The 26,778-nt window shown below is 65.7% G+C and carries 23 protein-coding genes; 9 read left to right on the top strand and 14 right to left on the bottom strand.

Going from position 1 to position 26,778, the window contains the following annotated elements; translation table 11 throughout:
* Positions 1–45 precede the first annotated feature (45 nt).
* The 6 genes from glyS to RAD04_RS23930 form a co-directional block, all read right to left on the bottom strand.
* On the bottom strand, positions 46–2,145 hold the full coding sequence (gene glyS / locus RAD04_RS23955; protein ID WP_461625728.1) for a glycine--tRNA ligase subunit beta: 2,100 nt from the start codon (positions 2,143–2,145) through the stop codon (positions 46–48).
* On the bottom strand, positions 2,145–3,080 hold the full coding sequence (locus RAD04_RS23950) for a glycine--tRNA ligase subunit alpha (RefSeq protein WP_038948278.1): 936 nt from the start codon (positions 3,078–3,080) through the stop codon (positions 2,145–2,147). The genes glyS and RAD04_RS23950 overlap by 1 nt, the downstream gene beginning before the upstream one ends.
* 216 nt (positions 3,081–3,296) lie before the next feature.
* Entirely contained in the window at positions 3,297–3,488 is a 192-nt protein-coding gene (locus RAD04_RS23945; protein ID WP_008131462.1) for a hypothetical protein, read from the bottom strand.
* A gap of 105 nt (positions 3,489–3,593) precedes the next feature.
* Positions 3,594–4,502, bottom strand: coding sequence for a S49 family peptidase (locus tag RAD04_RS23940; protein ID WP_461625727.1), 909 nt, complete (start codon positions 4,500–4,502; stop codon positions 3,594–3,596).
* A 214-nt stretch (positions 4,503–4,716) separates the two neighbouring features.
* Complete coding sequence (locus RAD04_RS23935) at positions 4,717–5,481, bottom strand: tRNA1(Val) (adenine(37)-N6)-methyltransferase (RefSeq protein WP_461625726.1); 765 nt, start codon at positions 5,479–5,481, stop codon at positions 4,717–4,719.
* Positions 5,474–5,701 (bottom strand): putative signal transducing protein, encoded by a 228-nt coding sequence (locus RAD04_RS23930; RefSeq protein ID WP_018323354.1) that lies wholly within the window; start codon positions 5,699–5,701, stop codon positions 5,474–5,476. Before RAD04_RS23930 ends, RAD04_RS23935 begins: the two co-directional genes overlap by 8 nt.
* 135 nt (positions 5,702–5,836) lie before the next feature.
* Between RAD04_RS23930 and RAD04_RS23925 the strand changes: the two genes are divergently transcribed.
* The 5 genes from RAD04_RS23925 (at position 5,837) to RAD04_RS23905 (ending at position 10,761) form a co-directional block, all read left to right on the top strand.
* Positions 5,837–6,844 carry a polyprenyl synthetase family protein gene (locus tag RAD04_RS23925; RefSeq protein WP_026202916.1) on the top strand — a complete coding sequence of 336 codons (1,008 nt, stop codon included), beginning with the start codon at positions 5,837–5,839 and terminating at the stop codon, positions 6,842–6,844.
* A 578-nt stretch (positions 6,845–7,422) separates the two neighbouring features.
* Positions 7,423–7,938 (top strand): winged helix-turn-helix transcriptional regulator, encoded by a 516-nt coding sequence (locus RAD04_RS23920; protein ID WP_461625725.1) that lies wholly within the window; start codon positions 7,423–7,425, stop codon positions 7,936–7,938.
* A gap of 1 nt (position 7,939) precedes the next feature.
* Complete coding sequence (gene fabF / locus RAD04_RS23915) at positions 7,940–9,202, top strand: beta-ketoacyl-ACP synthase II (protein ID WP_461625724.1); 1,263 nt, start codon at positions 7,940–7,942, stop codon at positions 9,200–9,202.
* A gap of 43 nt (positions 9,203–9,245) precedes the next feature.
* Entirely contained in the window at positions 9,246–9,878 is a 633-nt protein-coding gene (locus RAD04_RS23910; protein WP_461625723.1) for a LysE family translocator, read from the top strand.
* A complete protein-coding gene (locus tag RAD04_RS23905; RefSeq protein WP_461625722.1) occupies positions 9,871–10,761 on the top strand; it encodes an alpha/beta fold hydrolase in 891 nt (296 codons plus the stop codon). The genes RAD04_RS23910 and RAD04_RS23905 overlap by 8 nt, the downstream gene beginning before the upstream one ends.
* Positions 10,762–10,904: 143 nt before the next feature.
* On the opposite strand, the gene RAD04_RS23900 is transcribed toward RAD04_RS23905, so the two are convergent.
* From RAD04_RS23900 to RAD04_RS23890, 3 genes are all read right to left on the bottom strand, one after another.
* Entirely contained in the window at positions 10,905–11,789 is an 885-nt protein-coding gene (locus RAD04_RS23900) for a 4-(cytidine 5'-diphospho)-2-C-methyl-D-erythritol kinase (RefSeq protein ID WP_461625721.1), read from the bottom strand.
* Between the two features lie 28 nt (positions 11,790–11,817).
* Positions 11,818–13,614, bottom strand: a complete 1,797-nt coding sequence (locus RAD04_RS23895) for a tetratricopeptide repeat protein (RefSeq protein WP_461625720.1) — start codon at positions 13,612–13,614, stop codon at positions 11,818–11,820.
* Between the two features lie 295 nt (positions 13,615–13,909).
* Positions 13,910–15,571 (bottom strand): electron transfer flavoprotein-ubiquinone oxidoreductase, encoded by a 1,662-nt coding sequence (locus tag RAD04_RS23890; RefSeq protein WP_461625719.1) that lies wholly within the window; start codon positions 15,569–15,571, stop codon positions 13,910–13,912.
* A gap of 236 nt (positions 15,572–15,807) precedes the next feature.
* Between RAD04_RS23890 and RAD04_RS23885 the strand changes: the two genes are divergently transcribed.
* Positions 15,808–16,614: a uracil-DNA glycosylase gene (locus RAD04_RS23885; RefSeq protein ID WP_461625718.1), complete on the top strand. Its 807-nt coding sequence runs from the start codon at positions 15,808–15,810 to the stop codon at positions 16,612–16,614.
* Between the two features lie 153 nt (positions 16,615–16,767).
* On the opposite strand, the gene RAD04_RS23880 is transcribed toward RAD04_RS23885, so the two are convergent.
* The 4 genes from RAD04_RS23880 to RAD04_RS23865 form a co-directional block, all read right to left on the bottom strand.
* Complete coding sequence (locus RAD04_RS23880) at positions 16,768–18,276, bottom strand: glycosyltransferase family 39 protein (protein ID WP_461625717.1); 1,509 nt, start codon at positions 18,274–18,276, stop codon at positions 16,768–16,770.
* Positions 18,277–18,522: 246 nt separating this feature from the next.
* Positions 18,523–19,392: a ribonuclease HII gene (locus tag RAD04_RS23875; protein WP_461625716.1), complete on the bottom strand. Its 870-nt coding sequence runs from the start codon at positions 19,390–19,392 to the stop codon at positions 18,523–18,525.
* A 73-nt stretch (positions 19,393–19,465) separates the two neighbouring features.
* Positions 19,466–19,921 (bottom strand): VOC family protein, encoded by a 456-nt coding sequence (locus tag RAD04_RS23870; protein ID WP_461625715.1) that lies wholly within the window; start codon positions 19,919–19,921, stop codon positions 19,466–19,468.
* 23 nt (positions 19,922–19,944) lie between these two features.
* Positions 19,945–21,111, bottom strand: a complete 1,167-nt coding sequence (locus RAD04_RS23865) for a PA0069 family radical SAM protein (RefSeq protein WP_461625773.1) — start codon at positions 21,109–21,111, stop codon at positions 19,945–19,947.
* Between the two features lie 210 nt (positions 21,112–21,321).
* On the opposite strand from RAD04_RS23865, the gene RAD04_RS23860 reads away from it, so the two are divergent.
* Positions 21,322–23,736, top strand: a complete 2,415-nt coding sequence (locus tag RAD04_RS23860) for a phosphoketolase family protein (RefSeq protein ID WP_461625714.1) — start codon at positions 21,322–21,324, stop codon at positions 23,734–23,736.
* A gap of 2 nt (positions 23,737–23,738) precedes the next feature.
* On the top strand, positions 23,739–24,932 hold the full coding sequence (locus RAD04_RS23855; RefSeq protein ID WP_461625713.1) for an acetate/propionate family kinase: 1,194 nt from the start codon (positions 23,739–23,741) through the stop codon (positions 24,930–24,932).
* Between the two features lie 87 nt (positions 24,933–25,019).
* On the opposite strand, the gene RAD04_RS23850 is transcribed toward RAD04_RS23855, so the two are convergent.
* On the bottom strand, positions 25,020–25,859 hold the full coding sequence (locus tag RAD04_RS23850; protein WP_461625712.1) for an RMD1 family protein: 840 nt from the start codon (positions 25,857–25,859) through the stop codon (positions 25,020–25,022).
* Positions 25,860–26,184: 325 nt separating this feature from the next.
* Here RAD04_RS23850 and RAD04_RS23845 point away from each other — a divergent pair, with 325 nt between their 5' ends.
* Positions 26,185–26,760, top strand: a complete 576-nt coding sequence (locus tag RAD04_RS23845; RefSeq protein WP_461625711.1) for a glycosyltransferase family protein — start codon at positions 26,185–26,187, stop codon at positions 26,758–26,760.
* Positions 26,761–26,778 lie beyond the last annotated feature (18 nt).

The raw sequence follows: 26,778 nt of genomic DNA, 5'->3' as shown, positions 1-26,778 counted from the left end.
GGCGCTGCGCTGCGTCCGGGGCACGAGAGCGCAATCGTCGCGACCTCAATCCTGGATCTTCGAGAAATCGGCCACCGCACGCGTGGCGCTGCGGATCTCGTTCAGCAGCTTGAGGCGGTTCTCGCGCACCTTCGCATCGTCGTCGTTGACGCGAACCTTGTCGAAGAACGCATCGACCGGCGGACGCAACTTGGCCATCGCGCTCATCGCGGCGGCGAAGTCTTCCCTGGCGACGGCGGCGCTCGCTTCCGCCTGCACCTCGCCGATCGCCTTCGCCAGCGCCTTTTCCTCGGCCAGGCTGTAAAGCGCAGCATCCGGCGCACCGTCGAAGCTGCGCTTGTCCTTCTTCTCCTCGATCGAGAGGATGTTGCTGGCGCGCTTGGTCCCGGCGAGCAGGTTCTTGCCGTCGTCGGTGTCGAGGAATTTGCCGAGCGCCTCGACGCGGCGGACGATCATCAGCAGATCATCCTGGCCGCCGAGCGCGAACACGGCGTCGACGAGATCGTGACGCGCGCCCTGCTCGCGAAGCTGGACCTTCAGGCGGTCGGCGAAGAAGGCGAGCAGGTCGCTTGGGAGCCTCTGCGCATCGGCAGGCTTCACCAACAAGCCCGCAAGTGCGGAAGCCGCGACTTTCGTGAGCGAGAGCCGCAGGCCGTTTTCGGCGATCAGCCTGATCACGCCCAGCGCCGCACGGCGCAACGCATACGGGTCCTTGCTGCCCGTCGGCTTTTCCTCGATCGCCCAGAAGCCAACAAGCGTATCAATCTTGTCCGCCAAAGCCACCGCAACACTCACCGGATCGGTCGGCACGCGATCTGCAGGCCCTTGCGGCTTGTAGTGCTCCTCGCACGCCGCGGCGACGGAGGCATCCTCGCCCTGCGCCAGCGCGTAGTACTTGCCCATCAGGCCCTGCACTTCAGGGAATTCGCCGACGACTTCGGTGAGCAGATCCGCCTTGGCCAGATGCGCGGCGCGCGTCGCCTTGGCGACATCGGCACCGACCAGCGGCGCGATCTCGGCGGCGAGCCGCTCAATGCGCTTGATACGCGCGGCCTGCGTGCCGAGCTTCTCGTGGAACACGATCTGCTCGAACTTCGGCAGACGATCTTCCAGCTTCGTCTTCAGGTCCGTCTCGTAGAAGAATTTCGCATCCGACAGGCGCGGACGGATCACGCGCTCGTTGCCTGATACGATGACCTTGCCGCCGTCGGTCGCCTCGATATTGGCGGTGAGGACGAACTTGTTGGTCAGCTTCCCGGTCTTTGTATCCTTGACCACAAAGCACTTCTGGTTGTTGCGGATGGTGGCGCGGATCACTTCGTCCGGGATCGCGAGATATTCCGCTTCGAACGAGCCCATCATGACAACGGGCCATTCGACGAGGCCCGAGACCTCGTCCAGCAGCACCTGATCTTCGACCAGTTCGAAGCCTTGTGCGAAGGTCAGCTCCTTGGCGTCGGCGAAGATGATGTCCTTGCGCGCCTGCGGATCTAGAATGACCTTGGCGGCTTTCAGCTTCGCCTCATAGTCCTCGAAACGGCGCACGGAAATCGCGTCCGGCGCCATGAAGCGATGGCCGTAGGTGGTCTGGCCGGTCGCGATGCCGTCGACCTCGAACTTCACGACATCAGGCTCTTCCGTCTCGAGCCCGAACGTCGCGGTGATCGCGTGCAGCGGGCGCACCCAGCTCAGCGATCCCGGCTTGCCCGAGCGCGCGCCCCAGCGCATCGATTTCGGCCAGGGGAAGGTGCGGATGATGACGGGCAGGATTTCCGCGAGCACGTCGATCGCATCGCGGCCGGGCTTCTCGATCAAGCCGATGTAGAAATCACCCTTGGGGTCGCGCTGGATTTTTGCTTCATCCAGCGACTTCAATCCCGTCGCCTTCAGGAAGCCCTGCACGGCCGCGTCGGGCGCGCCGACTTTGGGTCCGCGGCGTTCGGTCTTGAGGTCAGGCTGGCGCGCGGGGATGCCGTGCACGGTGAGCGCGAGGCGGCGCGGCGTCGCGAACGCCTTGGCGCCCTCATAAACCAGGCCTTCGGCGACGAGCTTGTCGGTGACCATGCGGCGCAGATCGTCGGCCGCCTTCCCTTGCATGCGCGCTGGGATTTCTTCCGAGAACAGTTCAAGCAAAAGTTCGGGCATCAGGCCGCTCCGCCCGCTTCAGTATGGATCCAGGCCTCGCCGCAGGCTTTTGCCAATTCGCGTACACGCAGAATGTAGCTCTGCCGCTCCGTCACCGAAATCACGCCGCGCGCATCCAGCAGGTTGAAGACGTGGCTGGCCTTGATGCACTGGTCGTAGGCCGGCAGCGCCATCAGATGCGCCTCGCGCTTGTCGTCCTTCCAACCTGCATCGAGGTACTTTCGGCAGGCCGCTTCCGCCATCTTGAACTGCTCGAACAGCATCGCGGTGTCGGCAACTTCAAAGTTGTGCTTCGAATATTCCCGCTCGGCCTGCAGGAAGACGTCGCCATAGGTGACCTTGGCATCGCCGTCGCGGCCGTTGAAGTTGAGGTCGTAGACGCGGTCGACGCCCTGCACATACATCGCGAGGCGCTCGAGCCCGTAGGTGAGCTCGCCCGCGACCGGCGCGCACTCGAAGCCGGCGACCTGCTGGAAGTAAGTGAACTGGCTGACTTCCATGCCGTCGCACCAGCACTCCCACCCGAGGCCCCAGGCGCCCAGCGTCGGGCTCTCCCAATCGTCCTCGACGAAGCGGATGTCGTGCACGGCGGAATCGATGCCGATCGCGGCGAGCGACTTCAGGTACAGCTCCTGAAGGTTCGGCGGCGACGGCTTCATGATCACCTGGAACTGGTAATAATGCTGCATCCGGTTCGGATTCTCGCCGTAGCGGCCGTCCTTGGGCCGGCGCGAGGGCTGCACATAGGCGGCGTTCCAGGGCTTTGGCCCGAGCGCGCGCAGCGTGGTCGCCGGATGGAAGGTGCCCGCGCCCATCTCCATGTCGTAGGGTTGCAGGATCACGCAGCCCTGCTCGGCCCAGAACCGCTGGAGCGCGAGGATGAAGCCCTGGAACGAGCGTTCCGGGCGCATATGGGCGGGCAATGAGGCGTCCATCGTCAGATCAGGCTCTCGCGGGGGGTTTTGAATCGCGCGGGACCGTATCGACGGCGGCAGTGGGAATCAAGGCAAAGGGGGCTTTCTTACCTCTCCCGCTTGCGGGAGAGGTCGGCGCGAAGCGCCGGGTGAGGGCTTTCTCCTCTCGGGGGTTCTCGCTTGTGGCAAGACCCCTCCCCAACCACCGAGCGTGCGGAGAGAGCCGCAGCCAGGCGGCTAACCCGGCCGGTAGGCTCCGGTCACGGGGTCACGTTTCAGCGTCTGGATGTTCCCCATATGGGCGGCCTCGGCGACACGCGACAAGCGCATCTCCTCCAGCTCCTGGTTGATCCGGACAGCGGTCTTGTAGGCCCAGCGGACCACGGCAAGCCCACCCAGGACGCCCGCGAAAGCGACGAACGGCGGCATCTGTCGATCCTCGTCTAGTGCTCAGCCCCCACGCACATTGTTGCGCAGTCGGGGCTGCGCCGCAATCGGCAGGCCAAGAGGCCAAATGGCGCGGGAGGGCTCGGCCTAGAACCCGAATTTCGCCCAGATCGCCCGCGTCTCAAGCGCCGAGATCAGATCGTCCGGCAGGCCGGCCATTGATTCCATGGCCGAAAGCTGCCCCGCGCCGGGCGATTTCCGGCCCAGAAAGCCGGAGAGTAGCCCGGTCGGCTGCGCGATCACGGGGGTGAGAACCTTCTCGCCATAGCGGGCACGAAGAGTTGAGCGGAGATCGCCGATGCTGTCGGCGAGCCCGAGCTCGATCGAACTCTCGCCGGCCCAGTATTCGCCCGTGAACAGCGTGTCGTCCGCGCCCTTGAGGCGCGCGCCGCGGCTCTCCTTCACCAGGGAAATGAAGATCTGATGGATTTCGCGCTGGAGCGCCTTCAGCTTGGCGACGTCGTCGGGGTTCTCGGGCAGGAACGGGTCGAGCATCGCCTTGTGCGCGCCGGCCGTATAGAGGCGCCGCTCGATGCCGAGCCGCTTGATCGCCTCCTGGAAACCAAAGCTGCCGCCGACCACGCCGATCGAGCCGAGGATCGAAGAGGGATCGCAGATGATCTCGTCGCCGGCGCAGGCGATCATGTAGCCGCCGGAGGCTGCAACGTCCTCGACGAACACCAGCACCGGCAGCTTCTTCTCCGCCGCGAGCTGCTTGATGCGCAGATAGATCTGGCGCGACTGCACCGGCGAGCCGCCGGGCGAGTTGATCACCAGCGCCACCGCCTTGGCGTGCCGATACGAGAATGCGCGCTCCAGCACCCGCGCAACGCCCGCCAGCGTCATGCCCGGGCGCAGCGGCGTCACCGCACCGATCACACCGGACAGCCGCACCACCGGCACGACCGCGGTACCGGGGCGGAAGCGCGCCGGCAGATATTGCATGAGCTTGTCGGCCAGGCCGGAACTCTCACGATCTTTCAATTGTTCGGCCATGCCGTTACCTCTGATTAACCATTTCTTATCACGCGACTGTCATTGGAAGTGCCTGGAACGTGTTTTGCAGATTTCCCGTCGGGAGGCTGCAATGAGGCAGCGGAGAACACCATGAAAATCTATCTGCTGATGCTGCTGGTCGGTGCGCTGTTCATGGCGATCCGCTTGACGTCCCCGCAAGAGCAGCAGCCGGAATCGCTTCCGCAGTAGGCCGTCACGGTTCCACCAGCGGCAAGACCGCTCTCCCCTCCAGAATCTCCGTCACCTCTTTTTTGGACGCGCCCGACTCGTCGTTCAGCATGAGGCCCGGCAGCAATCGCGTCGGAGCCCGGCCACCTTTGACCGCACGCACCAGCACGCGGATCGCGGGCCGCCCCGCCTCACCGTGAACCGGCAGGATCGAAAGGCTACCGAAGCCGCGTGACAGCGCCGCCAGGACATCGACGATGCCATCTGCGCGCCAGATCAATGTCAGCACACCATTCGATCGGAGGATGCGTCGCGCTGCATGCACCCAGGCATGCAGGGTCTCCTCCGTCGCCACATGCGCGGTGTGACGCGCCTGATCCGGCGAGCCGCGATGCCGGGCCGGATCGTTGAAGGGCGGATTCATCAGCACCGCGTCGACGCTGTCGGGCGACAGCCCGTTTGCCGCAAAGGCCGTGGCGTCGGCAGTGACATCGAGCAGGATGGTCTCGGCGGCAAGCGCATTCGCGGCCGCATTGGCGCGAGCGAGCTCGGCCAGCTCCGGATCGATCTCGACCAGGCTCAGCCCGATACCAGCGACGCGCCGGGCCAGCGCCAGCCCGGCCGTGCCGATGCCGGCGCCGAAATCGACCACGCGGTCCCCAGGACGGGCCTCCGTCGCCGCCGCAAGCAGAATGGCGTCGTGCCCGGCTCTGTGGCCACTCCGCTTCTGCCTCAGGCGCAATTGCCCGCCGAGAAAGGCGTCCTCGGTAATATCTGCGGCCTCACTCATCGCCGCGCAGTTCGTGGCTGAGGCCGGCTTCGGTGAGGAGCTCCCTGGCCTCCTGGGCGTCGTCCTCATGAACAAGGATCCGCCGCGGCAAAATGCCGAGCGAGCCCTCGATGATGCTCATGTTCTGGTCCAGCACCAGGTGATGGATGTTGGCGCCGTCGAGCAGCGCGCCGATCGCCGACACCAGCACCATATCGTTGGTCCGAACCAGTTCACGCAAAACGCAGGTTTCCTTGCCTGAGAGGGGGCTAAAGCGGCAAATGTCAATGGTTCCGCGGGCCTTGCCGCATCCGCCGCCAGTTTCTATTGTCTTTCCGTCAGAATAGCCCCTCCGGGGCAAATATTGGAGACCGGCGTGGCCGTCATCGTACCTTTCGAAACTCCCGGCGCGTCGATCGAAGAGCTGGTTGCCCTTGTCGCCCCTGATATGGAGCGCGTCAACGCCACGATCCTGTCGCGGACCGGTTCGGACGTGACCATGATCCCAGAGGTCGCCAACCATCTGATCTCCTCCGGCGGCAAGCGGCTGCGGCCGATGCTGACGCTCGCCATGGCCAACCTCGCCGGCTACACCGGCGACGGCCATATCAAGCTCGCCGCCTCGGTCGAGTTCATGCATACCGCCACGCTGCTGCACGACGACGTCGTCGACGAGAGCGAGATGCGCCGCGGCAAGCTGTCGGCGCGCATGCTCTGGGGCAACGAGGCGAGCGTGCTGGTCGGCGACTTCCTGCTCGGCCAGGCCTTCCGCATGATGGTCGAGGTCGGCTCGCTCCGCGCGCTCGACATCCTCTCTGCGGCCGCCGCCACCATCGCGGAAGGCGAGGTGATGCAGCTGGCCGCCGCCAAGAACACCGCGACCACCGAGGACGAATATCTCGCCGTGATCCGCGGCAAGACCGCCGAGCTGTTCGCCGCCGCCTGTGAGGTCGGCCCCGTGATCGCCAACCGTCCCAAGGCCGAGCAGACCGCGTGCCGCTCGGTCGGCATGAATCTCGGCATCGCCTTCCAGCTCGTCGACGACGTGCTCGACTATGGCGGCAAGAGCGCAAAGCTCGGCAAGAACACCGGCGACGACTTCCGCGAGGGCAAGATCACCCTGCCCGTCGTGCTCGCCTTCCGCCGCGGCAACGACACCGAGCGCGCGTTCTGGATCCGGGCGCTCGAGCGCGGCGAGATCGGCGATAGCGACCTCGATCACGCCATCGGGCTCATGAACAAGCACCGCGCGCTCGAGGACACGCTCAGCCGTGCCCAGCACTACGGCGCCATGGCGGTGGACGCGCTGGCGCTGTTCCCCTCCTCGCCGATGAAAAGCGCGCTGGAGCAGGTGGTGGCGTTCTGTCTGGCACGATCGCATTAAGCTTTTGCGCTTAGGCGCACGCTCGTCACACCACCGGTGTCGTCCCGGCGAACGCCGGGACACATACCGCGTGATCTATCGATAGGTCACTGGTGCTAGTACCGGTAACAACCAGTCTTCGCCAAACCATTCCCTGTGGTTATGGGTCCCGGCGTTCGCCGGGACGACAGCGGTGAGTTAGGCCCCGACTGTCTCCACATCGTCATTGCGAGCGCAGCGAAGCAATCCAGAATCCCTCCGCGGAAACAGTCTGGATTGCTTCGCTGCGCTCGCAATGACGGGTGTGGCGCGAGACCGCGCACCCCTCTCTCGTGTCGCGGACGCGCCAGCGTGCAACGCTGCTGCGCAGAGCCGGGACCCACGCGACACCCAACTGTCAGCAATCTGGGCCCCGGCTCTGCAGCGCACCGCTGAAGGAGCGCTGCGCTGTGTCCGGGGCACGAGAGCGATTCAGCACGCACTCCGCTGCGCACCTGACTGCCAGCCTCATCTCCATATTTTGACCGCACCTTCCATCCAGGCGGCCCCTGCCTACCCAGTTACTTGCTTTTTGCAAGTTACTACCCTACCTTCCCGCCATGCAGCCCAAATCCCCATCGATCCTGGAATGCCCGGTCGGCCGTGCCGTGGAGACGGTCGGCGAATGGTGGAGCATCCTGATCCTGCGGGATGCGTTTCAGGGCGCGACGAAGTTCGACGAGTTCTCGCAAAGCCTCGGCATCGCGCCGAACATCCTGTCGCGGCGGCTCGCCCATCTCACCGCATCAGGCATGTTCGTGCGCCGCCGCTATCAGGAGCGGCCGCCGCGTTACGAATACGTTCTGACCGACAAGGCGCGGGATTTCTTTCCTGTGATCGCTACGCTGCTCGCCTTCGGCAACAAGCATCTCGCGCCCAAAGGCGAATCCATTCTGCTGGCGAACCGGAGCGACGCTCGCCCGTTCGATCCGGTCGTGGTCGACGCGACCGACATGCAGCCGATCACGCTCGCCAATACGGTCGTCGTCGCCGGTCGCCGCGCCAGCCGCGGGATGCGCGCACGGCTCGCTTCACTCAAGGCCATGAACCCGGCCGTCGCGCCGGCTGGAGAGTAATATGCGTCGGATCGTCGTGACGGGAATGGGCGCGGTGTCGCCGCTCGGCTGCGGTGTCGAAACCTCATGGCGCCGGCTGCTCGCCGGCCAAAGCGGCCTGCGCCCTCTGCCCGAATGGGCGCAGGCGCTGCCGGCGCGCATTGCCGGGCTCGTGCCAGACAAGGCCGACGATGCCGATGGCGGCTTCGATCCCGCGCAGGCCGCCGCACCAAAAGACCAGCGCAAGATGGATCGCTTCATCCTGTTCGCGCTGCTCGCGGCCGCCGAGGCGATCGCGCAGGCGAAATGGACGCCGCAGGATGCTGCCGCGCTGGAACGCACCGCGACGATCATCGCCTCCGGCGTCGGCGGTTTCCCGGCGATGGCGGAGGCGGTGCGCATCACCGAGCAGCGCGGCGTGCGCCGGCTGTCGCCATTCACGATCCCCTCGTTCCTGGCCAACCTCGCCGCCGGCCACGTCTCGATCAAATACGGCTACAAGGGCGCGCTGGGCACACCGGTCACCGCGTGCGCGGCCGGCGTGCAGGCGATCGGCGACGCCGCGCGCATGATCCGATCAGGCGAAGTCGACATCGCGATCTGCGGCGGCGCGGAAGCCTGCATCGACATCGTCAGCCTCGGCGGCTTTGCGGCAGCGCGCGCGCTGTCGAGCGGGTTCAACGAGGAGCCGACGCGCGCCTCGCGCCCGTTCGATCGGGACCGCGACGGCTTTGTGATGGGCGAAGGCGCCGGCATTCTTGTCATCGAGGAACTCGAACATGCGCTCGCGCGCGGCGCCACGCCGATCGCAGAGGTGATCGGATACGGCACGACGGCGGACGCCTACCACATGACATCAGGCCCGCCCGACGGCGACGGCGCGCGTCGCGCCATGGAGATCGCGCTCCGGCAGGCGGGCCTTGCGCCGGCGGATCTGCAGCACCTCAACGCCCACGCAACATCGACGCCCGCCGGCGACGAGAGCGAGCTTGGCGCCATCGCTGCGCTGTTCGGCCGTAACCGCGGCGTCGCGGTCAGCGCGACCAAATCGGCCACCGGCCATCTGCTCGGCGCCGCCGGCGGCCTCGAGGCGATCTTCACCGTGCTCGCTTTGCGCGACCAGATCGCGCCGCCGACGCTCAATCTCGAAAACCCCGATGCGAGCGCTGAAGGCATCGACATCGTCGCCGGCAGCGCGCGGCCGATGCCGATGCAGCACGCGATCTCAAACGGCTTTGGCTTCGGCGGGGTCAATGCCAGCGTGATCTTCCGCCGCTCGGGCTAAACGAGAGCCTTGCAATCGCAGCCCGCTCCGTTACCAAAACAGGATGATCGAAACGAATTTCTGGCTGTTCCTGGCCGCAGCCTGTCTCATCGCCGCTGTTCCCGGCCCCGGCATCTTCTACGTCGCGGCACGGACCTTGTCGGAGGGACGCGCCAGCGGCTTTGCATCGACCGCAGGCACGGCGCTGGGCGGGCTGGTTCATGTCGTTGCGGGCAGCCTCGGCATCTCCGCAATCATCCTCGCCAGCGCCGAATTGTTCGCCGCCGTCAAATTCGTCGGCGCGCTCTATCTGGTCTGGCTCGGCATCAAGACTTTTCGGAGCGCCGGCCGCGCACTGTCGCTCGAGGGAGAAGCCTTCGGCGACAAGCGCGCGTTCCGCGACGGCGTGCTGGTCGAGGCGCTGAACCCGAAGACCGCCGCGTTCTTCCTCGCCTTCATTCCGCAATTCCTCGATCCCGCGGGATCGAGCCCCACGCTGCAATTCATCATGCTCGGCGCGATCTCGGTGGCGTTGAACACGCTCGCCGACGTCGTCGTGGTGCTGATGGCCTCCGCGACACGCACGCAGCTGATTGGACGGCCGCATCTGATGCGGCGTCTCACCCAGGGCTCCGGCGTCTTCATTGCAGGCCTCGGCCTGTCGCTGGCACTGGTGCGGCGGCCGGCGAATGGATAGTGCCCCGGTGCTCGCCCCGCAAAGCCGCTTCTACGAGTCTCATGGCCTGCGGCTGCATTATGCCGATTGGGGCAATGAGGGCGCGCCGCCTCTCATCCTGGTCCATGGCGGCCGCGATCACTGCCGGAGCTGGGACGTCATCGCCCGGTCGTTACGGCCGCATTTTCATGTGGTGGCGCCCGACCTGCGCGGCCATGGCGATTCCGACTGGACCAGGGGCGGCAGCTACGCGCTGACCGAATATGTCTACGATCTCACCCAGCTCATCCGCACCATCGCAGCGCCTCAGGTGACCCTCGTCGGCCATTCGATGGGCGGCATGGTGAGCCTGATCTTTTCAGGGTCATTCCCCGAGCAGGTCTCGAAGCTGGTCGTGCTCGACGGCGTGACCATGCTGCCGGACACGCCAAAACCGCCGGCGCATGAGCGCATCGGCAAATGGGTGGCCCAGCTCGACAAGTTGCACGACCGCTCGCCGCGCCGCTATGCGACCCTCGAAGACGCGGCCGCACAGATGGTGCTTCACAACAGGCGCCTGTCCCGTGACCTCGCGCTGCATCTCGCCACCCACGGCGCACGGCAGAACGAGGACGGCACCTATAGCTGGAAGTTCGATCCCTATCAGCGCGCCTCCGCGCCGCACCGGCTCTGGCCGGACGATCACGTCGCGCTATGGTCGCACATCACCTGCCCGACGCTGCTCTTGAACGCCGGCGAGAGTTTTCTCGCCGGTGCCAGGGCAGCAGGCCTGGAGCGGTATTTCCAGAACGCGCGCGTCGAGACCATTGCCGGAGCGGGACACTGGCTGCAGCATGACAAGCCGCAGGAGGTGTTGGGCCAGATCCGAAAGTTTCTCGGGCTGACCGAGGACTGCGGCGACTAGCTCGACTGCCGTAGGGTGGGCAAAGGCGCGTCAGCGCCGTGCCCACGTTCTTGAAAGTGGTGGGCACGCTTCCGCCTTCGCTCTTCGAGCTACGGCGGACAAGTCACTTTGCCCACCCTACGGCACTGTCGCCGGGGAAATATCTAGCTCAACGTCCCCGCATGCACCCACCAGCCGGGGTGGTCGCGCCGGATCTTTTCGGCCGCGGCATGCGTATCTGCGGGCGAGCCGTAGATCGCAAAGCACGTCGCGCCTGAGCCGGACATGCGGGCGAGCTTGACGCCGGCGGAGCCGCGCAAGGACTCCAGCACGTCGCCGATGACAGGTTCGATACGCAGCGCAGGCTTTTCGAGATCGTTGGCAACGGTTTCGAGAACGTCGACCCAATCGGCAATCGATCCGCCCTCCTCCGGCCAGGCCGGAGCTCCCAGAACCGAGGTGGCGCCGACCAGGAGCTCGCCGTTGCGCAGGCCCAGCTCCTGGAAAACATCCTTGGTCGCCACAGGCACGCGCGGATTGACCATCACGCAAGGCATGCTCGGCAATGCGAGCGGCAGCAGCTGCTCGCCGACGCCGGTCATGTCGCAGGCGCGCGAGAGCAGGCACACCGGCACATCGGCGCCGGTCGCGAGCGCGACCTTCTGCAGGCGCGGATCGTCGAGCGACAAATTATTCAGACGCGCCAACAGCCGCAGTGCCGCTGCCGCATCAGCCGAGCCGCCACCGATGCCGGCGGCAACCGGCAGCACCTTGTCGAGCGCGAAGGCGCCGAGCTTCAGGTTCGGCACAGCATCGGCCAACAGCCTGGCCGCCTTGAAGACGAGATTGTCCGCGGTATCGCCGCAAGCCGCGGCAAGCGGTCCGGTGGTGGCGAGCTTCAGCTCGCCGCCCGGCTCCAGCGTCAGCCGATCGGCGCAATCGGCGAACGCGACCACACTTTCGAGATCATGATAGCCGTCGGCACGACGGCCCACGACGCGAAGGCTAAGATTGACCTTCGCCCGTCCTTCTTCAATCAACGCAGGCATCGGCGACACGCCCCCAACTTCAGTTAGACTAGCCGCCCTTGCCGTCGTCCTTCCTCTTGTCCGCCTGCGCGGCCGAAGAGTTCGAATTGTCGTCGGCGAGGCCATTGGCGATCTTGGCCTCGATCTTCGGCAGCTCTTCCGGCTCGGGCTTGAGATCGCGGGCGTGCGACCACTGGAATTTGGCTTCCAGCGTGCGGCCGACGCGCCAATAGGCGTCGCCGAGATGGTCGTTGATGGTGGGATCCTCGGGCTTGAGGTCGATCGCGCGCTCGAGGTTCTTCACCGCTTCTTCGTAGTTGCCGATGCGGTAATAGGCCCAGCCCAGGGAATCGACGATGTAGCCGTCGTCGGGACGCTGCTCGACGGCGCGCTTGATCATCTTCATGCCTTCGTCGAGGTTCACGCCCTGGTCGATCCAGGAATAGCCGAGATAGTTGAGGACATGCGGCTGGTCGGGCTGGAGCTCGAGCGCCTTCTTCATGTCGGCTTCGGCCTTGGCCCACTGCTTGGAGCGCTCCTCGCAGATACCACGATAATAGTACCAGACGCTGTTGGCCTTGTCGTTGCCGGGCGGCAGCACGTCGACGCCTTGCGAATAGGTCGCGCCGCAGTCGCCGAACCTCTTGCGGCCGCGCTCGATGTTGCCGAGCGCCATGATCGCTTCGAGGTCTTTGGCATCCTCCGATGTCACGCCCTTGAGGATCTTGATCGCCTCGTCGGTGCGGTCGGCGGAATCCAGATCGATGGCAAGCTGGATCTGCGCGTTGCGCTTGAGCGGCGAGGTCGACGGCACGCGCTCATAGACCTTGATCGCCATCTGCGGCCGCTTCACGGACTCGTAGAGATCGGCCAGCGAGAGCAGCGCCAGCGGATGGGTCGGCTGGAGGTAGAGCGAGAGCTGGAGATAGACCAGCGCCAGGTCCTCGCCGCCGCGGCGGGTCAGCGTGGCACCGATGCCGTAGAGCGCTTCGGCGGCGCCGGCCTGGGCGGAATCGACCAGCGGCGGCATTTTCTTGCCGGCCTTGGTCTCGCGCAGGCCTTCCTGGATCAGCGGATGGCGCGCGAGCTTCTTGTCGAAGGCCTGATAGACGGTGGTCGCGGCGGCGGAATCCTTGTTGCGCGACAGCCAGCGCGCATAGGCCTCGGTCACGCGTAGCATGGAATCGTCGAGCTTGTAGGCGCGCTCGAAGCGGGTACCGGCGTCCTTCTCCTTGCCGGAGAGCTCGAGGATCATGCCGGCGTGAAGGTCCTTGAACAGCGGGTACCATTCGGGACCTGCCAGCTTGTCGATGGTGGCGACACCGCCCTTGGCATCGCCCGCACCATAGGCAGCCCAACCCGACAGCAGCGTGGCGACGAGATCGGTGATTGGACCGCGGATCGACTGGTTGATGTTGGTCTGCGCGGCCGCGTACTTCTTCACCTTGAGATCATGCACGCCGACGACGAGACGCGCGACGCGGTTGGTCTTGTCGATGGTGAGGACGCGTTCGGCGAGCTTGACCGCTTCGTCGATGTCGCCGTCGGCGACCGACGAGATGAAGGCGCGGTCGAGCAGCTCGTTGTTCTTGGGATCGGTGCGCAGCGCCGAGCGGTAGAACGCAGCGGCGGAGGCCGCGTCGCGCTCGACGCTGGCATGGCGGGCGGCGAGATAGCTACCGGCACCGGTGAGCGACTTCAGATCGTTTCGGGTCGGAAACTGCGCCGCCGTGTTCTCGGGGTGATCCGGCGTCTGCGCCAGGACCCTGCCGGGGACGGTCGCGATCGCTGTGCCCATGAGGGCGATGGCGGCAACAGTCCAGCGGTTGAAACGATTTGAAAACATCAGGGCTCGCCTTGAGTTGGTAGTGCCTGGGTTTGCAGCAGAGGGCCGTATCGCATGCGAACGCGGCCGGTGGCATCGGGACCCGGAACCGTCCGGCGGACAATGCCGCTTTTGGCGCTTCGCCGCAAGGATTCGGGCCGGGCGATCCCCTCCGCACGCCTTAAATCAGCCAAGAGCGGTCCCAAGACGCTGCCAGTATGGCCTTATCGTGGCCGCGACCGGTGGCCGCAGCGGTGTCCTCACGCGAACGTGCGCCGGATCACCCTCGTGATCAGGTCATTTTGCTTGGCCGGCTCTACATCGCCTCATAGTTCGGACCGCCGCCGCCCTCGGGGGGAACCCAGGTGATGTTACCGTTGGGATCCTTCACGTCGCAGGTTTTGCAGTGGACGCAGTTCTGGGCGTTGATCTGGAAGCGCGGGCTCGTGCCCTCCTCGACCCATTCATAGACGCCGGCCGGGCAATAGCGATTCGAGGGACCGGCGAACACGTCGTGCTCGGAGGTCTTTTGCAGGTTCATGTCGGTGACCTTGAGATGGACCGGCTGGTCCTCCTCATGGTTGGTGTTGGACAGGAACACCGAGGACAGCTTGTCGAAGGAGATCTTGCCGTCCGGCTTCGGATAGTTCTTGGGCGCGTGGCTCTTGGCCGGATCGAGCGTGGCGCGATCGGGCTTGGCGTGCGCCTGGGTGCCGAACAGCGAGGCGCCAAACAGCGTGTTGCACCACATGTCGATGCCGCCGAGTGCGACGCCGAGCAAGGTACCGAACTTCGACCACAGCGGCTTGACGTTGCGGACCAGGAACAGATCCTTGCCGACCGACGAGGAGCGCCACGCATTTTCGTATTCGACGAGTTCGTCATTGGCGCGATCGGCGGCCAGCGCCGCCGCGACATGTTCAGCCGCGAGCATGCCGGTGCCCATCGCATTGTGCACGCCCTTGATGCGCGGCACGTTGACGAAGCCGGCCGCGCAGCCGATCAGCGCGCCGCCAGGGAAGCTCAGCCTCGGCACCGACTGGTAGCCGCCCTCGGTAATGGCGCGCGCGCCATAGGCGAGACGCTTGCCGCCTTCAAAGGTGCCGCGGATCGAAGGATGGGTCTTGAAGCGCTGGAATTCGTCGAACGGCGACAGGTACGGATCGTCGTAGTTCAGATGCACGACGAAGCCGACGGCGACGAGATTGTCGTCATAGTGATAAAGGAACGAACCGCCGCCGGTCTTCAGGTCGAGTGGCCAGCCGAAGGAATGCTGGATCAACCCCTTCTGGTGTTTGGCGGGATCGATCTGCCAGACTTCCTTGAGGCCGATGCCGAACTTCGCCGGCTCGCTCTTGGAGTCGAGCGCGAACTTGGCGATGAGCTGCTTGGTCAGGCTGCCGCGGGCGCCTTCGGCGAACAGCGTGTACTTGCCGAGCAATTCCATGCCGCGGGTAAAGGAGTCCTTCGGCTTGCCGTCCCGACCGATGCCCATGTCGCCAGTGGCAATGCCCTTGACGTTGCCGGCGTCGTCATAGAGTACCTCGGCCGCGGCGAAGCCCGGATAAATCTCGACGCCGAGCGCTTCGGCCTTGCGTGCCAGCCAGCGGCAGACATTGCCGAGCGAGCCGATGTAGCAGTGATGATTGTCCATCAGCGGCGGCATCATGAAGTTCGGCAGCTTGATCGCGCCGCCAGCCGTCATCCAGTAGAAGCGGTCGTCCTTCACCTGCGTTTTCAGCGGGCAGTCGGAATCCTCGCGCCAGTCCGGAACGAGCTTGTCGAGCCCGGCGGGGTCGATCACGGCGCCGGAGAGAATGTGCGCGCCGACCTCCGAGCCCTTCTCCACCACGACGACGTTGAGATCGGCATTGAGCTGCTTCAGCCGGATCGCGGCCGACAGGCCCGAGGGGCCGGCGCCGACGATGACGACGTCGAATTCCATGGATTCGCGCGGGGGAAGTTCTTCGGTGCTCATCTGATCTCAGCCCTTGAGACGGTCCTTGGTCATTTGCGCCCTCTTGTTTCCGATTTTTCCGGGTAGGACAACCACGGAAATGCGTTTCGCCGGGGTGCAAGGCGCCCTAAACGGGACCTCTCCGGTTCTGGTAGGCCAGAACCGGGGAAGTCCCATCTTTTTTGACGCGTTTTCTTCACGCGAACCGGGTGCCCACTTCGCTCGAAAACGCTATGCTATAATAGTCAGACTTTCCCATGATACCCGAACCCGCACCCACCGTCCGCGAGCTTCTTGCCTTCTATCTGGAGGCCGGTGTCGATTGCGCGCTCGCGGAGGAACCGATCGACCGCCTGGCGGAATTGGATGCCCCGCCGCCTGCCCCGCGCGCGGCACCTCCGATCGAGGCACCGCGGCCGGTCGCCGCGCCGGCGGTGATGCGCGGCGAGGCCGCACCCGCGCCCGACATCGCGATCGCCTCGGCGCGCGAGGCTGCACGCACGGCGCCGACGCTGGAAGCGCTGCGCGAGCTGATGCAGAGCTTCGAGGGCTGCGCGCTGAAGCACACCGCGACGCGATTGGTATTTGCCGACGGCAATCCGCAGGCGCGCATCATGTTCGTCGGCGAGGCGCCGGGCCGCGACGAGGACATCGAGGGTCTGCCCTTCGTCGGGCGCAGCGGCAAGCTGCTCGATCTGATGATCGGCGCGATCGGCCTCAACCGCGGCACGGCCTACATCGCCAACGTGATTCCGTGGCGGCCACCCGGCAATCGCACGCCGACGCCGCAGGAAACGCAAATCTGCCTGCCCTTCATCCAGCGCCAGATCGAGCTGGTGAATCCCGACGTGCTGGTGACGCTCGGCAATCCCTCGACGCAGACGCTGCTCGGAACGCGCGACGGCATCATGCGCACCCGCGGGCGCTGGTTCGACTACGAGACGGGCGCGCGCACCATCCGCGCGCTGCCGACGTTCCATCCGGCCTATCTGCTCCGCTCGCCGTCCTACAAGCGCCTAGCCTGGCAGGATCTGCGCGCGATCGCCAAGGTGCTGGCGGGCTGATCCTCTCGTGTCCTGGACGCGGTGCGGCACGCAGTGACGCTCCGCAGAGCCGGGATCCAGAGGGCAACACGGTACAATGCGGAGAGATGGGCCCCGGCTCTGCAGCGCACCGCCGAAGAGGCGCCGCGCAGCGTCCGGGGCACGAGACCTATCCTACGTCCCCTTCGGCCGCACGATGGCCCAGCCGACGCGCAGGAGCTGCTGACGACCGGTCACCAGCCACTCGAAGGCGCGCGGCACCTCCGGCACGATGCCGGGAAAGCGCTTGAGGATGTCCGGCGGCGGCGTGCCGGCGGTATCGGAGGCGCGCCAGACCACGACGCCGCCGGTCTCGCTGAATTTTGCCTGATTGATCCACGGCGTGCGCGCGGGGTCGGCGTCGATGAAGAGATGCGGCCGGCCGGAATGCAGCGTGATCAGGCTCGCAAGCGATGCCTCACCGGCCACCGCACGCAGGCGATGGTTGGTGCGGCGGGCAAAGCTCTCGTCGAAGAAGTCCGAGATCGCACGCGCCGGCATCGAGGTCGCGATCTCGTTAGTGCCGGTCCAGGGCAGCAGCAGGACGGCGAGCACGACGCCCACGGCCGGCGCCACGATGGCGGCGGCCCATACCGTCCGCAGCATCCGCGCACGGCGCATCGCGATGAGATCGCCGGCTGCGACCACCACGGCAAGCCCGGACACAACCAGCACGACGCCGGCGCCGCCGACCACGGATTCGAGCCCGAGCAGGCCGGAGATGAGCACCGCGCCCAGCGCCGGCGCCAGCGCGAAGAAATAGACGAAGTTGCGCGCCAGCGGCTCGACCGGCGGCCGATAGATGATCGGCGGCTCTTCGCCCTTGCCGGCGAACAGCCCGGTGTTGAGGAAGGTCAGCGCCGGGATCGCGGCGGCCCCGAGCACAAGGCCGCCGAACAGCCAGGCCGCATGCAGGGCGCGGGCATTCAGCTCCGCAACTTGCGGCAAGGCCGGCATCACCAGTGTCTCGGCACGCATCAGCCAGACCGCATAGGGCAGCGCCAGCACCGCGACGACAACAAGCGCGAACAGCGGATCGAGCGCGCGCAACGTCCGGCGGCCGCCGGCGGTCGAGACCGCGAAGACGACGAGCAGCAGCAGCAGGAAGATCGCCGCAGGCGTCGTCAGAAGCAGGAGACCGGCCTCGATCGACCAGGCGAACCAGGCATTGCCGCGGCGCTGGCCGATGATCTGCCAGGAGTGCAGCAGCAGCAGCGCCCAGAGCGGCCGGGCCAGGACAAGCGGGCCGAAGTCGAGCGCCGACGAGGAGAAGGCGAGCACCGTCATGGTCAAGAGCACGGCGAGCACCGCCTGCTGCGAGCCGACCACGGCGCGGGAGAGATGATAGAGCGCAATGAAAGTCGCGATCTCGCAGAGCTCGGCGAGCACATAGACGCCGAACATGTGGCCGCCGGCGGCGCGATAGGCGATGTCGGCGAGCCAGATCGGCAAGGGCGGACCGAGATCGGTGCCGACCTGGTATTCGCGTCCGAAAGCCAGGAGCGTCGCCAGCGTGCCGGGCGGGCTGCGGTAGAACACCAGCGCCACAAACAGCCACATCGCGGCCTGCAGCAGCACGGCGATCCAGACGATCAGCCGCGGCCGGGCGCGAATGAGCTCGATGACCAGGGAGGTAAACCGCATGCAACGCCCGAAAGATGCAGCCAACCCGTCCAGCCGGCCGTATTCGCTCACAAACACTTTGATAAGGGGCACTGCGCGTCGTGGCAACGACGGTTTGCTCGTCATGCCCGGCTTGTCCCGCCTGCGCGGCCGAAGCCGCTTCGGCGCGGCGAAGGCCCGGGCATCCACGCTCGTCGTGCCGCGGGAAAGACGTGGATGGACGGGTCAAGCCCGGCCATGACGGATGGAGAAGCTGTGGGACCAACCCTAGAGATTCGCCGAGAGGTCGACCCCGACGCTCGCTTCCACCTGCACCTCGATCTCGGTGACCGTAAACAGATCCTGCACCGGCTCGACGGTCCAGGGCATGTGCTTGGCACGCGCTGCGGCGACCGGGGCGAAGAAGCGGCGGTGATGGACGGAGGGGCCGAGGCGGTCGAGCGCGTCGAGGTGCTCGGGGACGGCGTAGCCCTTGTGCTGCTCGAAGCCGTAGCCGGGGCAGTCCTGCGCCAGCGCGCACATCAAGCGGTCGCGCGTCACCTTGGCGATGATGGAGGCCGCGGCGATCGACAGCACGATGCCATCGCCGCCGATCACGGCTTCGCAATTGCAAGGAGTGTCGAGCCGGTCGCGGCCGTCGACGAAGACGTGCCTCGGCGCCTCCGGCAGCGCCACGACGGCGCGCTTCAGCGCCCACAATGAGGCGCGCAATATATTGTCGCGGTCGATTCGCGAGGGCGAAGCGACGGCGACCGAGACCTGGGCAGTGGCGCAGATCTTGTCGAACAGTTTTTCGCGTTCCTCGGCGGTCAGGCGCTTGGAATCGTCAATGCCGCGCGGAATCCGGTCGGGGTCGAGAATCACGGCCGCGGCTACCACGGGGCCGGCGAGCGGCCCGCGGCCGGCCTCGTCGCAGCCGGCGACCGGCCAGACGCCGCGCTTGATCAGCGCGCGCTCGCGCCGGAAGCTCGGCGGTGCGACCGCGATGATGCCTTTCTTGCCTGCGGGAACGGTCGTTGTTTTGGCCGCAGGCGCTTTGCCGGCCTTGGCGGGCGCTGCCTTCTTCGCAGCGTCCTTCTTTGGCGCGTCTTTGGCCGGTGTCTTGGCGGATGTCTTGGCGGACTTGTCCCGAATCATGGCGGAGATCGTGCGCAAGCGGCCCGGCCGGCGCAACCGGGAACCCCGCGCAATTCCCGTTATTCAGGCCGCCCTATTCCGCCAGGTGCACCCGCCGGTCCTCGCCGACCCCGATACCGGGTGCGACCACGACCTCCCAGGGATGGCCGTCGGGATCGGCAAAATAACCGGAATAGCCGCCGTAATCGGTCTCGTGCGCGGCCTTCACCAGCTTTGCCCCCTTGCCGAGGGCAAAGGCCAGCACTGCATCGACCTCCTCTCGGGTCCGGCAGTTCCAGGCGATCGTGATGCCGCGGAAGGTCGATGGCCTCGGCTGATCCGGCAACGCCGCGTCGGCCGAGAGCTGATCCCAGGGATACAGCGCGAGCACCGGACCACCGGTATCGTAGAAAGCGACGGCCTCGCCGGTCGCCTTTAGCCGGCGCGAAAAACCGAGCGCGTCGTAAAAAGCGATGCTGGCACGGATATCGCTCACGCCGAGCGTGATGACAGTGAGCCGCGGCACCGGCGGGTGAAGTTCCTTGACCATGCGATGCCTCTTCCGCTTCCCGATCAGAACAGGCTGAGCTGATCGCCGTTCCGCTTCGGCCGGGCAAAGTGATCGGTCGTCAGCTTGGAGCGCCGCTTGTTGAGGCCGAGCCTGTCACAGGCGATCTCGAAGCGGCGGCCGATGGTCCAGGCCATTGGTCCGGTGCCCTTCATCCGCTCGCCCCATTTCGCATCGTAGTCGCGGCCGCCGCGCATGTCGCGGATCAGCGTGAAAACGTGGCGATAGCGGTCCGGATAGTTTGCCATCAGCCATTCGCGGAAGAGATCGCGCACCTCCAGCGGCAGCCGCAGCAGCACATAGGAGGCTTCCTTGACGCCGGCATGGGCGGCGGCATCGAGGATGCGCTCGATCTCGGAATCGTTCAGTGCGGGGATCACGGGCGCGACCATCACGGTAGTCGGGATGCCGGCATCCGAGAGCTGCTTCAGCGCCTCCAGCCGCTTCGGCGGCGTCGAGGCGCGGGGCTCCATGGTGCGCGCGAGCTTCGGATCGAGCGAGGTGACCGATATCGCGACCTTGGCGAGGTTGCGCTTGGCCATGCGCGCGAGAATGTCGATGTCGCGCACCACCAGCGCCGACTTGGTGACGATGCCGACGGGATGGCCGGCACCCTCGAGAACCTCGAGGATGCCGCGCATGATTTTGCGCTCGCGCTCGATCGGCTGATAGGGATCGGTGTTGGTGCCGATCGCGATCATCCGGGGCTCATAGCCGGTCGCGGCGAGCTCTTTCTCCAGCAGCGCCGGCGCCTCGGGCTTCACGAACAGTTTCGACTCGAAGTCGAGCCCTGGCGACAGGCCGAGATAGGCATGTGTCGGGCGCGCGAAGCAATAAACGCAGCCATGCTCACAGCCGCGATAGGGATTGATCGAGCGATCGAAGCCGATATCGGGGGAATCGTTGCGGGTGATCACCTTGCGCGAGGTGTCGACGCCGACACTGGTCTTGAACGGCGGCAGCTCTTCCAGGCTCTGCCAGCCGTCATCGAAGGCGACGCGCGCCTCGGCCTCATAGCGGCCGCTGGCATTCGACTGTGCACCCCGCCCTCGCCTGCGCGCGCGGTCGATGGCGACGCCCAGCTCCGGAAAGTCAGAGTCCACACCCGCCGGCTCGGAGGGCGCCGTGACCGGCGGGTGCTTGAGAGCATGAGAGGATGCTGCTGGACTCATGAAGCCAAGATAGCACGACACCGGAACAAATCAAGAACACAAACAAAAAATGGGAAAACAATCCCATGCACAGTAGCCGCCCAAATTTCGAGCGCGGTCCTTTGACCTCACGCAACACGCCGGTCGCAACGATTTCGTTTGATGCCGGCCAGGGATCAATCGTCGTGGAACAATGTTGGTGACGATCGGCGGGTGAAGGTCAGCAGGAACATGACAAATCAACAACAATCGGCCGCGGCAAGCAGCAACCTCGACCTGCTCGATCGCTACTGGCGCGCCGCGAACTACCTCTCTGTCGGGCAAATCTACCTGCTCGACAATCCGCTGCTGCGCGAGCCCTTGCGGCCCGAGCACATCAAGCCGCGCCTGCTCGGCCATTGGGGCACAACGCCCGGCCTGAATTTCATCTACGCCCATCTCAACCGCGTCATCCGCGCGCTCGATATCAGCGTGCTCTATATCTGCGGTCCCGGCCATGGCGGGCCAGGCATGGTCGCCAACACCTATCTGGAAGGCAGCTACAGCGAGATCTATCCCGACATCGCGCGCGACACGGACGGACTGCGCAAGCTGTTCAGGCAGTTCTCCTTCCCAGGCGGCATTCCGAGCCACGCGGCGCCGGAAACGCCGGGCTCGATCCACGAGGGTGGCGAACTCGGCTACGCGCTGGTGCACGCCTATGGTGCGGCATTCGACAATCCCGACCTGGTCGTCGCCTGCGTCGTCGGCGACGGCGAAGCGGAAACCGGCCCGCTCGCGGCCTCCTGGCACTCCAACAAGTTCCTGAACCCCGCCCATGACGGCGCGGTGCTGCCTATCCTGCATCTGAACGGCTATAAGATCGCCAACCCGACCGTGCTCGGGCGGATGCGGAACGAGGAGATCCGCGAGCTCTTCCGCGGGTTCGGCCACGAGCCGCTGTTCGTCGAGGGTGATGATCCCAAATTGATGCACCAGGCCATGGCGGACGCGCTCGACGTCGCGCTCGCCAGCATCCGCTCGATCCAGCAGCACGCACGGGACGGGCGCAAGGCAGTCGAGCGGCAGCGCTGGCCGATGATCGTACTGCGCAGCCCGAAAGGCTGGACCGGCCCGAAAGAGGTCGACGGCAAGAAAGTCGAGGGTTTTTGGCGCGCGCATCAGGTGCCGGTGGCGGGCTGCCGCGAGAACCCGGCGCATCTCAAAGTGCTCGAAGACTGGATGCGCAGCTACGAGCCCGAAAAGCTGTTCGACCAGAGCGGCGCGCTCATTCCAGAACTTCAGGCGCTCGCGCCCGAAGGCATTCGCCGCATGGGCGCCAATCCGCATGCCAATGGCGGCCTGCTCAAGAAGGAGCTGAAACTGCCGGACTTCCGCAGCTTCGCCATCGAGGTGCCGCGGCCCGGCGGCGCCATCGGGGAAGCGACGCGCGAGCTCGGCAAATTCCTGCGCGACGTCATCCGCCTCAATGCGAAGGAGCGCAATTTCCGCATCATGGGACCGGACGAGACCGCGTCAAATCGGCTCGATGCGGTGTTCGAGGCGACCGAGCGGGTCTGGATGGAGCCGATCGAGCCCTATGACGTGCATCTCGCGCAGGACGGCCGCGTGATGGAAGTCTTGAGCGAGCATCTTTGCCAGGGCTGGCTCGAGGGCTATCTGCTCACCGGACGCCACGGCTTCTTCTCCTGCTACGAGGCCTTCATCCACATCGTGGATTCCATGTTCAACCAGCACGCCAAATGGCTGAAGGTGACGCGGCATCTGCCATGGCGGCGCCCGATCGCCTCGCTCAATTATCTCCTGACCTCGCATGTCTGGCGGCAGGACCATAATGGCTTCAGCCATCAGGATCCCGGCTTCGTCGACCTCGTCGCCAACAAGAAGGCCGATATCGTTCGTATCTATTTCCCGCCCGATGCCAACACGCTGCTGTGGATCGCCGATCACTGCCTGCGGACCTATAACCGCATCAACGTCATCGTCGCCGGCAAGCAGCCGGCGCCGCAATGGCTCTCGATGCAGGAAGCAGCCACGCATTGCGATGCCGGCATCGGCATCTGGACCTGGGCGGGAACGGAAGATGCAACGGGTGAGCCCGACGTGGTGATGGCCTGCGCCGGCGATGTACCGACGCTGGAGACGCTCGCCGCCGTCGACCTCTTGCGCAAGGCGCTGCCGGACCTAAAGATCCGCGTCGTCAACGTCGTCGACCTCATGACGCTGCAACCCAGGGATCAGCATCCTCATGGGCTTTCGGACCGCGACTTCGACAGCCTGTTCACGACGGACAAGCCCGTCATCTTCGCCTATCACGGCTATCCCTATCTGATCCATCGGCTGACCTATAACCGCACCAACCATGCCGGCATGCATGTGCGCGGCTTTGCCGAGGAAGGCACCACGACGACGCCATTCGACATGGTCGTGCTCAACGAGCTCGACCGCTACCACCTCGCGATCGAGGCGATCGAACGCGTGCCCGGGCTCGCGGCCAAGGCTGCGCAGGCCAAGCAGCAATTCCGCGACAAGTTGATCGAGCATTCGCGCTACGTGCGCGAGCACGGCGAGGACATGCCCGATGTCCAGGGATGGGTCTGGCCCAACAGCTCCGGCGGCAACACCCCCGCCGAAGCCGGCGATTAGCCATGCCGGACACGATCCTCGTCCTCAACTCGGGATCGTCGAGCATCAAGTTCGGCCTGTTCGAGATCTCGGCTGTTGAACCCAGCCTGCTCTGCAAGGGGCTGCTCGACGAGCATGAGGCAAAACCCCGGCTGGTGGTGAAGAGCCCCGCTGGCGAAGACCTGTTCGAGACACGAAGAGAAGCGGCGGATGCCGATGGCGGCCATCTGTTCGCCGATGTGCTCGCCTTCATCGAGGACCGGTTTGTCGGACATCATCTGCGCGCCGTCGGCCATCGCATCGTTCATGGCGGGCCGGACTATTCAGGCCCGGTCGCGCTGACGGACGACGTCACCGCGAAGCTGGAGGCATTGACGCCGCTGGCGCCGTTGCACCAGCCGCGGTGCCTCGCGCCAATTCGCGCGCTCGCGGCGATCCGGCCAGCGCTGAGGCAGATCGCGTGCTTCGATACCGCGTTCCACCACGGCCTGACGCCGCCCGCGAGCCGCTTCGCGATTCCGAGGCGCTACGAGGAACGAGGCGTGCGACGCTACGGATTTCACGGCCTCTCCTTCGAATATGTCGCGGGACGCCTCGCCGAGATTGCGCCGGAGGTCGTCGCCAAGCGCACCGTCATCGCGCATCTGGGCAACGGCGCCAGCCTGTGCGCGTTGCGCAACGGCCGCAGCGTCGACACCACCATGGGACTGACGCCGCTCGACGGCCTCGTGATGGGCACGCGCTGCGGCACGATCGATCCCGGCGTGATGCTCTATCTGCAACAACACGAAAAGATGTCGATCGAGGATGTCCAGCACCTGCTCTATCACCAGTCGGGCCTGCTCGGCGTCTCCGGCATCTCCGCGGACATGCGCACGCTGCTTGCGAGCGGCGAGATTGCCGCGCGAGACGCGGTCGATCTCTTCACCTTACGCGCGGCGCAGCAGGTCGCGATGATGGCGACCACGCTTGGCGGCCTCGACTGCCTGGTCTTCACCGGCGGCATCGGCGAGCACGCCAAGGAGATCCGCAGCGCGATCGGCGAACGTCTCGCATGGATGGGCGTGCGCATCGATGCGGCGGCGAACGAGGAGGCACGTGAGCGGATCAGCGCTGGCGACGGTGCGGTGGAGGTGTTCGTCATTCCGACGAACGAGGAACTGGCGATCGCGCGCCACTGTGCAGCGGTGCTGCGAACTCAAGGGACAATATCGTAGGGTGGGCAAAGGCGCAAAGCGCCGTGCCCACCCTACGACACCCGACTCGTGGAGATGCGAGGCACAACAGCGCGCGGAAAAAAGCGCTCAATGCGTTCCCGACCATATCTGAAAACACCCGATCGCGACCTCGATCACGATCAGGACCACGACCGCGATCTCCAGGCGGAGCGAGCGCTGGGTGTCGATGATGTCGGTCAGCGCGTTGGCGGTCTCCGACACCGCGGTGAGCTTGCGCTCCAGCGTGTCGAGGCGTTCTTTCAGCTCGTACTCGTCCTCGAGGCGGGAATAGAGCCGGTCGAGCTCGGGCTTCTCCCAGAGCACGTCGGGCTTCTCGGCGATCGCGACACGCCCGGCGACGCGCTGCTGCACCAGCAACGCATTGCCGATCAGTTGCAGGATGCCCTTGCGACGGCGCGGCGTGCGGCCGTGCTCGGCGAGCTCCCGCGCAAACGGCTCGATCACATCGAAGACCGCGGCGACGCGGCGCTCGTCGCGCGCCAGCGACGTGCTCTTGGCGAGCGCATCCGCAACCAGCAGCAGCCGGTCGTCCGAGAACTTTGCGAGGCAGATCGGCCCGCCCGGCTGGATGGCCTCGGCGCTTTCATCCTTGCAGAGCTGTGCCTGCGCAATCTCTTCCTCGTACGGGCTAAGCTCGCCGATCACCCGCGGCTTCAGGCTGTCGATCAGCACCTTCTCCTCGGACGGGAGCAGACCGATCAGCACCACGACGCCGTAACGGAAGATCACGGCAAGGCCGGCATGGACGCGGAAGGCGGCGGGCGTCGACGAGACCAGCGCGCCGATCTCGAGACCGGCGGCGTTGATGCGGTCGCCCAGCATCAGCGCACGGATCCGCAAGGTCGGCACTGCCTCCGGCTTCGGCGATGTCGACGCCGTGCCAACAGCGAGTTGATCGGCGTTCACAGGAAGCCTCCGCCGGCACCAAAGTCACACATTTCGCGTTCGAACCTTTCTTGCAGGGCGCCCCATCCCTGCAGGAGCCGACTACCCGCGCGCCGCGCAATGTCGCCGTAAAACTCCGGATTATTACCCCCGGGACGAGCTTGTGCCGAAACATTCGGCAACATTGCCAACCCGCGCGCGACACATTTGGCTGCGAGGACTGGCTGCAGTTTACCATCGCACGCCGAAGCGCGGCCGGAAAGTTGCACTCGGCAACGCCACGTGTTTATGACAACATCATAACAAGCTACGCTTCTCCCGAAGTGCAGACATTGAAGCCTCAATCATGCTGAGCGTCATCATTCCGACCGAAGGCGTCGAGCAGACCGCGGTGGCGACTCTGTCCGCGCTGGTCCCCGGGGCCGCCGCCGGCGTCATCCGCGAGGTGCTTCTGGTCGACGGCACCCGCAACGGCGTCATCGAGCGCGTTGCGGACGTCGCAGGCTGCCGTTTCGTCGGCTTCGAAGGATCCTCGCAAGGCGCCGCGCTCGCGGCCGGCGCGCTCCAGGCCCGCTCGCCGTGGCTGATGTTCCTGCCCGCAGGCGCCGTGCTCGAAACCGGCTGGATCGAGGAAACCACCCAGTTCATCCAGGCGGTCGCGACCAGCGGACGGGACCGTGCTGCTGTGTTCCGCTATGCGCGCTCGCCTTACGCCGATACCGGATTGCGCGACGTCCTCCGGGCCGTGGTGCGCCGGCTGATCGGCCCGCTCGGCGATCAGGGCCTTTTGATTGCGCGCGATCATTACGACCGGATCGGCGGCTACCCGCCGCAGGCCCGCCGGTCCGAGGCTCGGCTGCTCCGCCGGCTCGGCCGCTCGTCCCGGACCGTGCTGCGCAGCCAGATCGTCATGGTCGGCTGAAGCCACCTGATACTTGCC

It is taken from the genome of Bradyrhizobium sp. 25ACV, from assembly GCF_054863005.1.
The sequence above is the reverse complement of the archived record's forward strand: the minus strand, read 5'-3'. Positions and strand labels throughout refer to the sequence as shown.

Bases quoted from the DNA above. Each gene is read 5' to 3' on its own strand.
- glyS (WP_461625728.1), bottom strand. From the start codon at position 2,145: ATGCCCGAACTTTTGCTTGAACTGTTCTCGGAAGAAATCCCAGCGCGC.
- RAD04_RS23950 (WP_038948278.1), bottom strand. From the start codon at position 3,080: ATGGACGCCTCATTGCCCGCCCATATGCGCCCGGAACGCTCGTTCCAG.
- RAD04_RS23945 (WP_008131462.1), bottom strand. From the start codon at position 3,488: ATGCCGCCGTTCGTCGCTTTCGCGGGCGTCCTGGGTGGGCTTGCCGTG.
- RAD04_RS23940 (WP_461625727.1), bottom strand. From the start codon at position 4,502: ATGGCCGAACAATTGAAAGATCGTGAGAGTTCCGGCCTGGCCGACAAG.
- RAD04_RS23935 (WP_461625726.1), bottom strand. From the start codon at position 5,481: ATGAGTGAGGCCGCAGATATTACCGAGGACGCCTTTCTCGGCGGGCAA.
- RAD04_RS23920 (WP_461625725.1), top strand. From the start codon at position 7,423: ATGCAGCCCAAATCCCCATCGATCCTGGAATGCCCGGTCGGCCGTGCC.
- fabF (WP_461625724.1), top strand. From the start codon at position 7,940: ATGCGTCGGATCGTCGTGACGGGAATGGGCGCGGTGTCGCCGCTCGGC.
- RAD04_RS23910 (WP_461625723.1), top strand. From the start codon at position 9,246: ATGATCGAAACGAATTTCTGGCTGTTCCTGGCCGCAGCCTGTCTCATC.
- RAD04_RS23905 (WP_461625722.1), top strand. From the start codon at position 9,871: ATGGATAGTGCCCCGGTGCTCGCCCCGCAAAGCCGCTTCTACGAGTCT.
- RAD04_RS23900 (WP_461625721.1), bottom strand. From the start codon at position 11,789: ATGCCTGCGTTGATTGAAGAAGGACGGGCGAAGGTCAATCTTAGCCTT.
- RAD04_RS23895 (WP_461625720.1), bottom strand. From the start codon at position 13,614: ATGTTTTCAAATCGTTTCAACCGCTGGACTGTTGCCGCCATCGCCCTC.
- RAD04_RS23890 (WP_461625719.1), bottom strand. From the start codon at position 15,571: ATGAGCACCGAAGAACTTCCCCCGCGCGAATCCATGGAATTCGACGTC.
- RAD04_RS23885 (WP_461625718.1), top strand. From the start codon at position 15,808: ATGATACCCGAACCCGCACCCACCGTCCGCGAGCTTCTTGCCTTCTAT.
- RAD04_RS23880 (WP_461625717.1), bottom strand. From the start codon at position 18,276: ATGCGGTTTACCTCCCTGGTCATCGAGCTCATTCGCGCCCGGCCGCGG.
- RAD04_RS23875 (WP_461625716.1), bottom strand. From the start codon at position 19,392: ATGATTCGGGACAAGTCCGCCAAGACATCCGCCAAGACACCGGCCAAA.
- RAD04_RS23870 (WP_461625715.1), bottom strand. From the start codon at position 19,921: ATGGTCAAGGAACTTCACCCGCCGGTGCCGCGGCTCACTGTCATCACG.
- RAD04_RS23865 (WP_461625773.1), bottom strand. From the start codon at position 21,111: ATGAGTCCAGCAGCATCCTCTCATGCTCTCAAGCACCCGCCGGTCACG.
- RAD04_RS23860 (WP_461625714.1), top strand. From the start codon at position 21,322: ATGACAAATCAACAACAATCGGCCGCGGCAAGCAGCAACCTCGACCTG.
- RAD04_RS23855 (WP_461625713.1), top strand. From the start codon at position 23,739: ATGCCGGACACGATCCTCGTCCTCAACTCGGGATCGTCGAGCATCAAG.
- RAD04_RS23845 (WP_461625711.1), top strand. From the start codon at position 26,185: ATGCTGAGCGTCATCATTCCGACCGAAGGCGTCGAGCAGACCGCGGTG.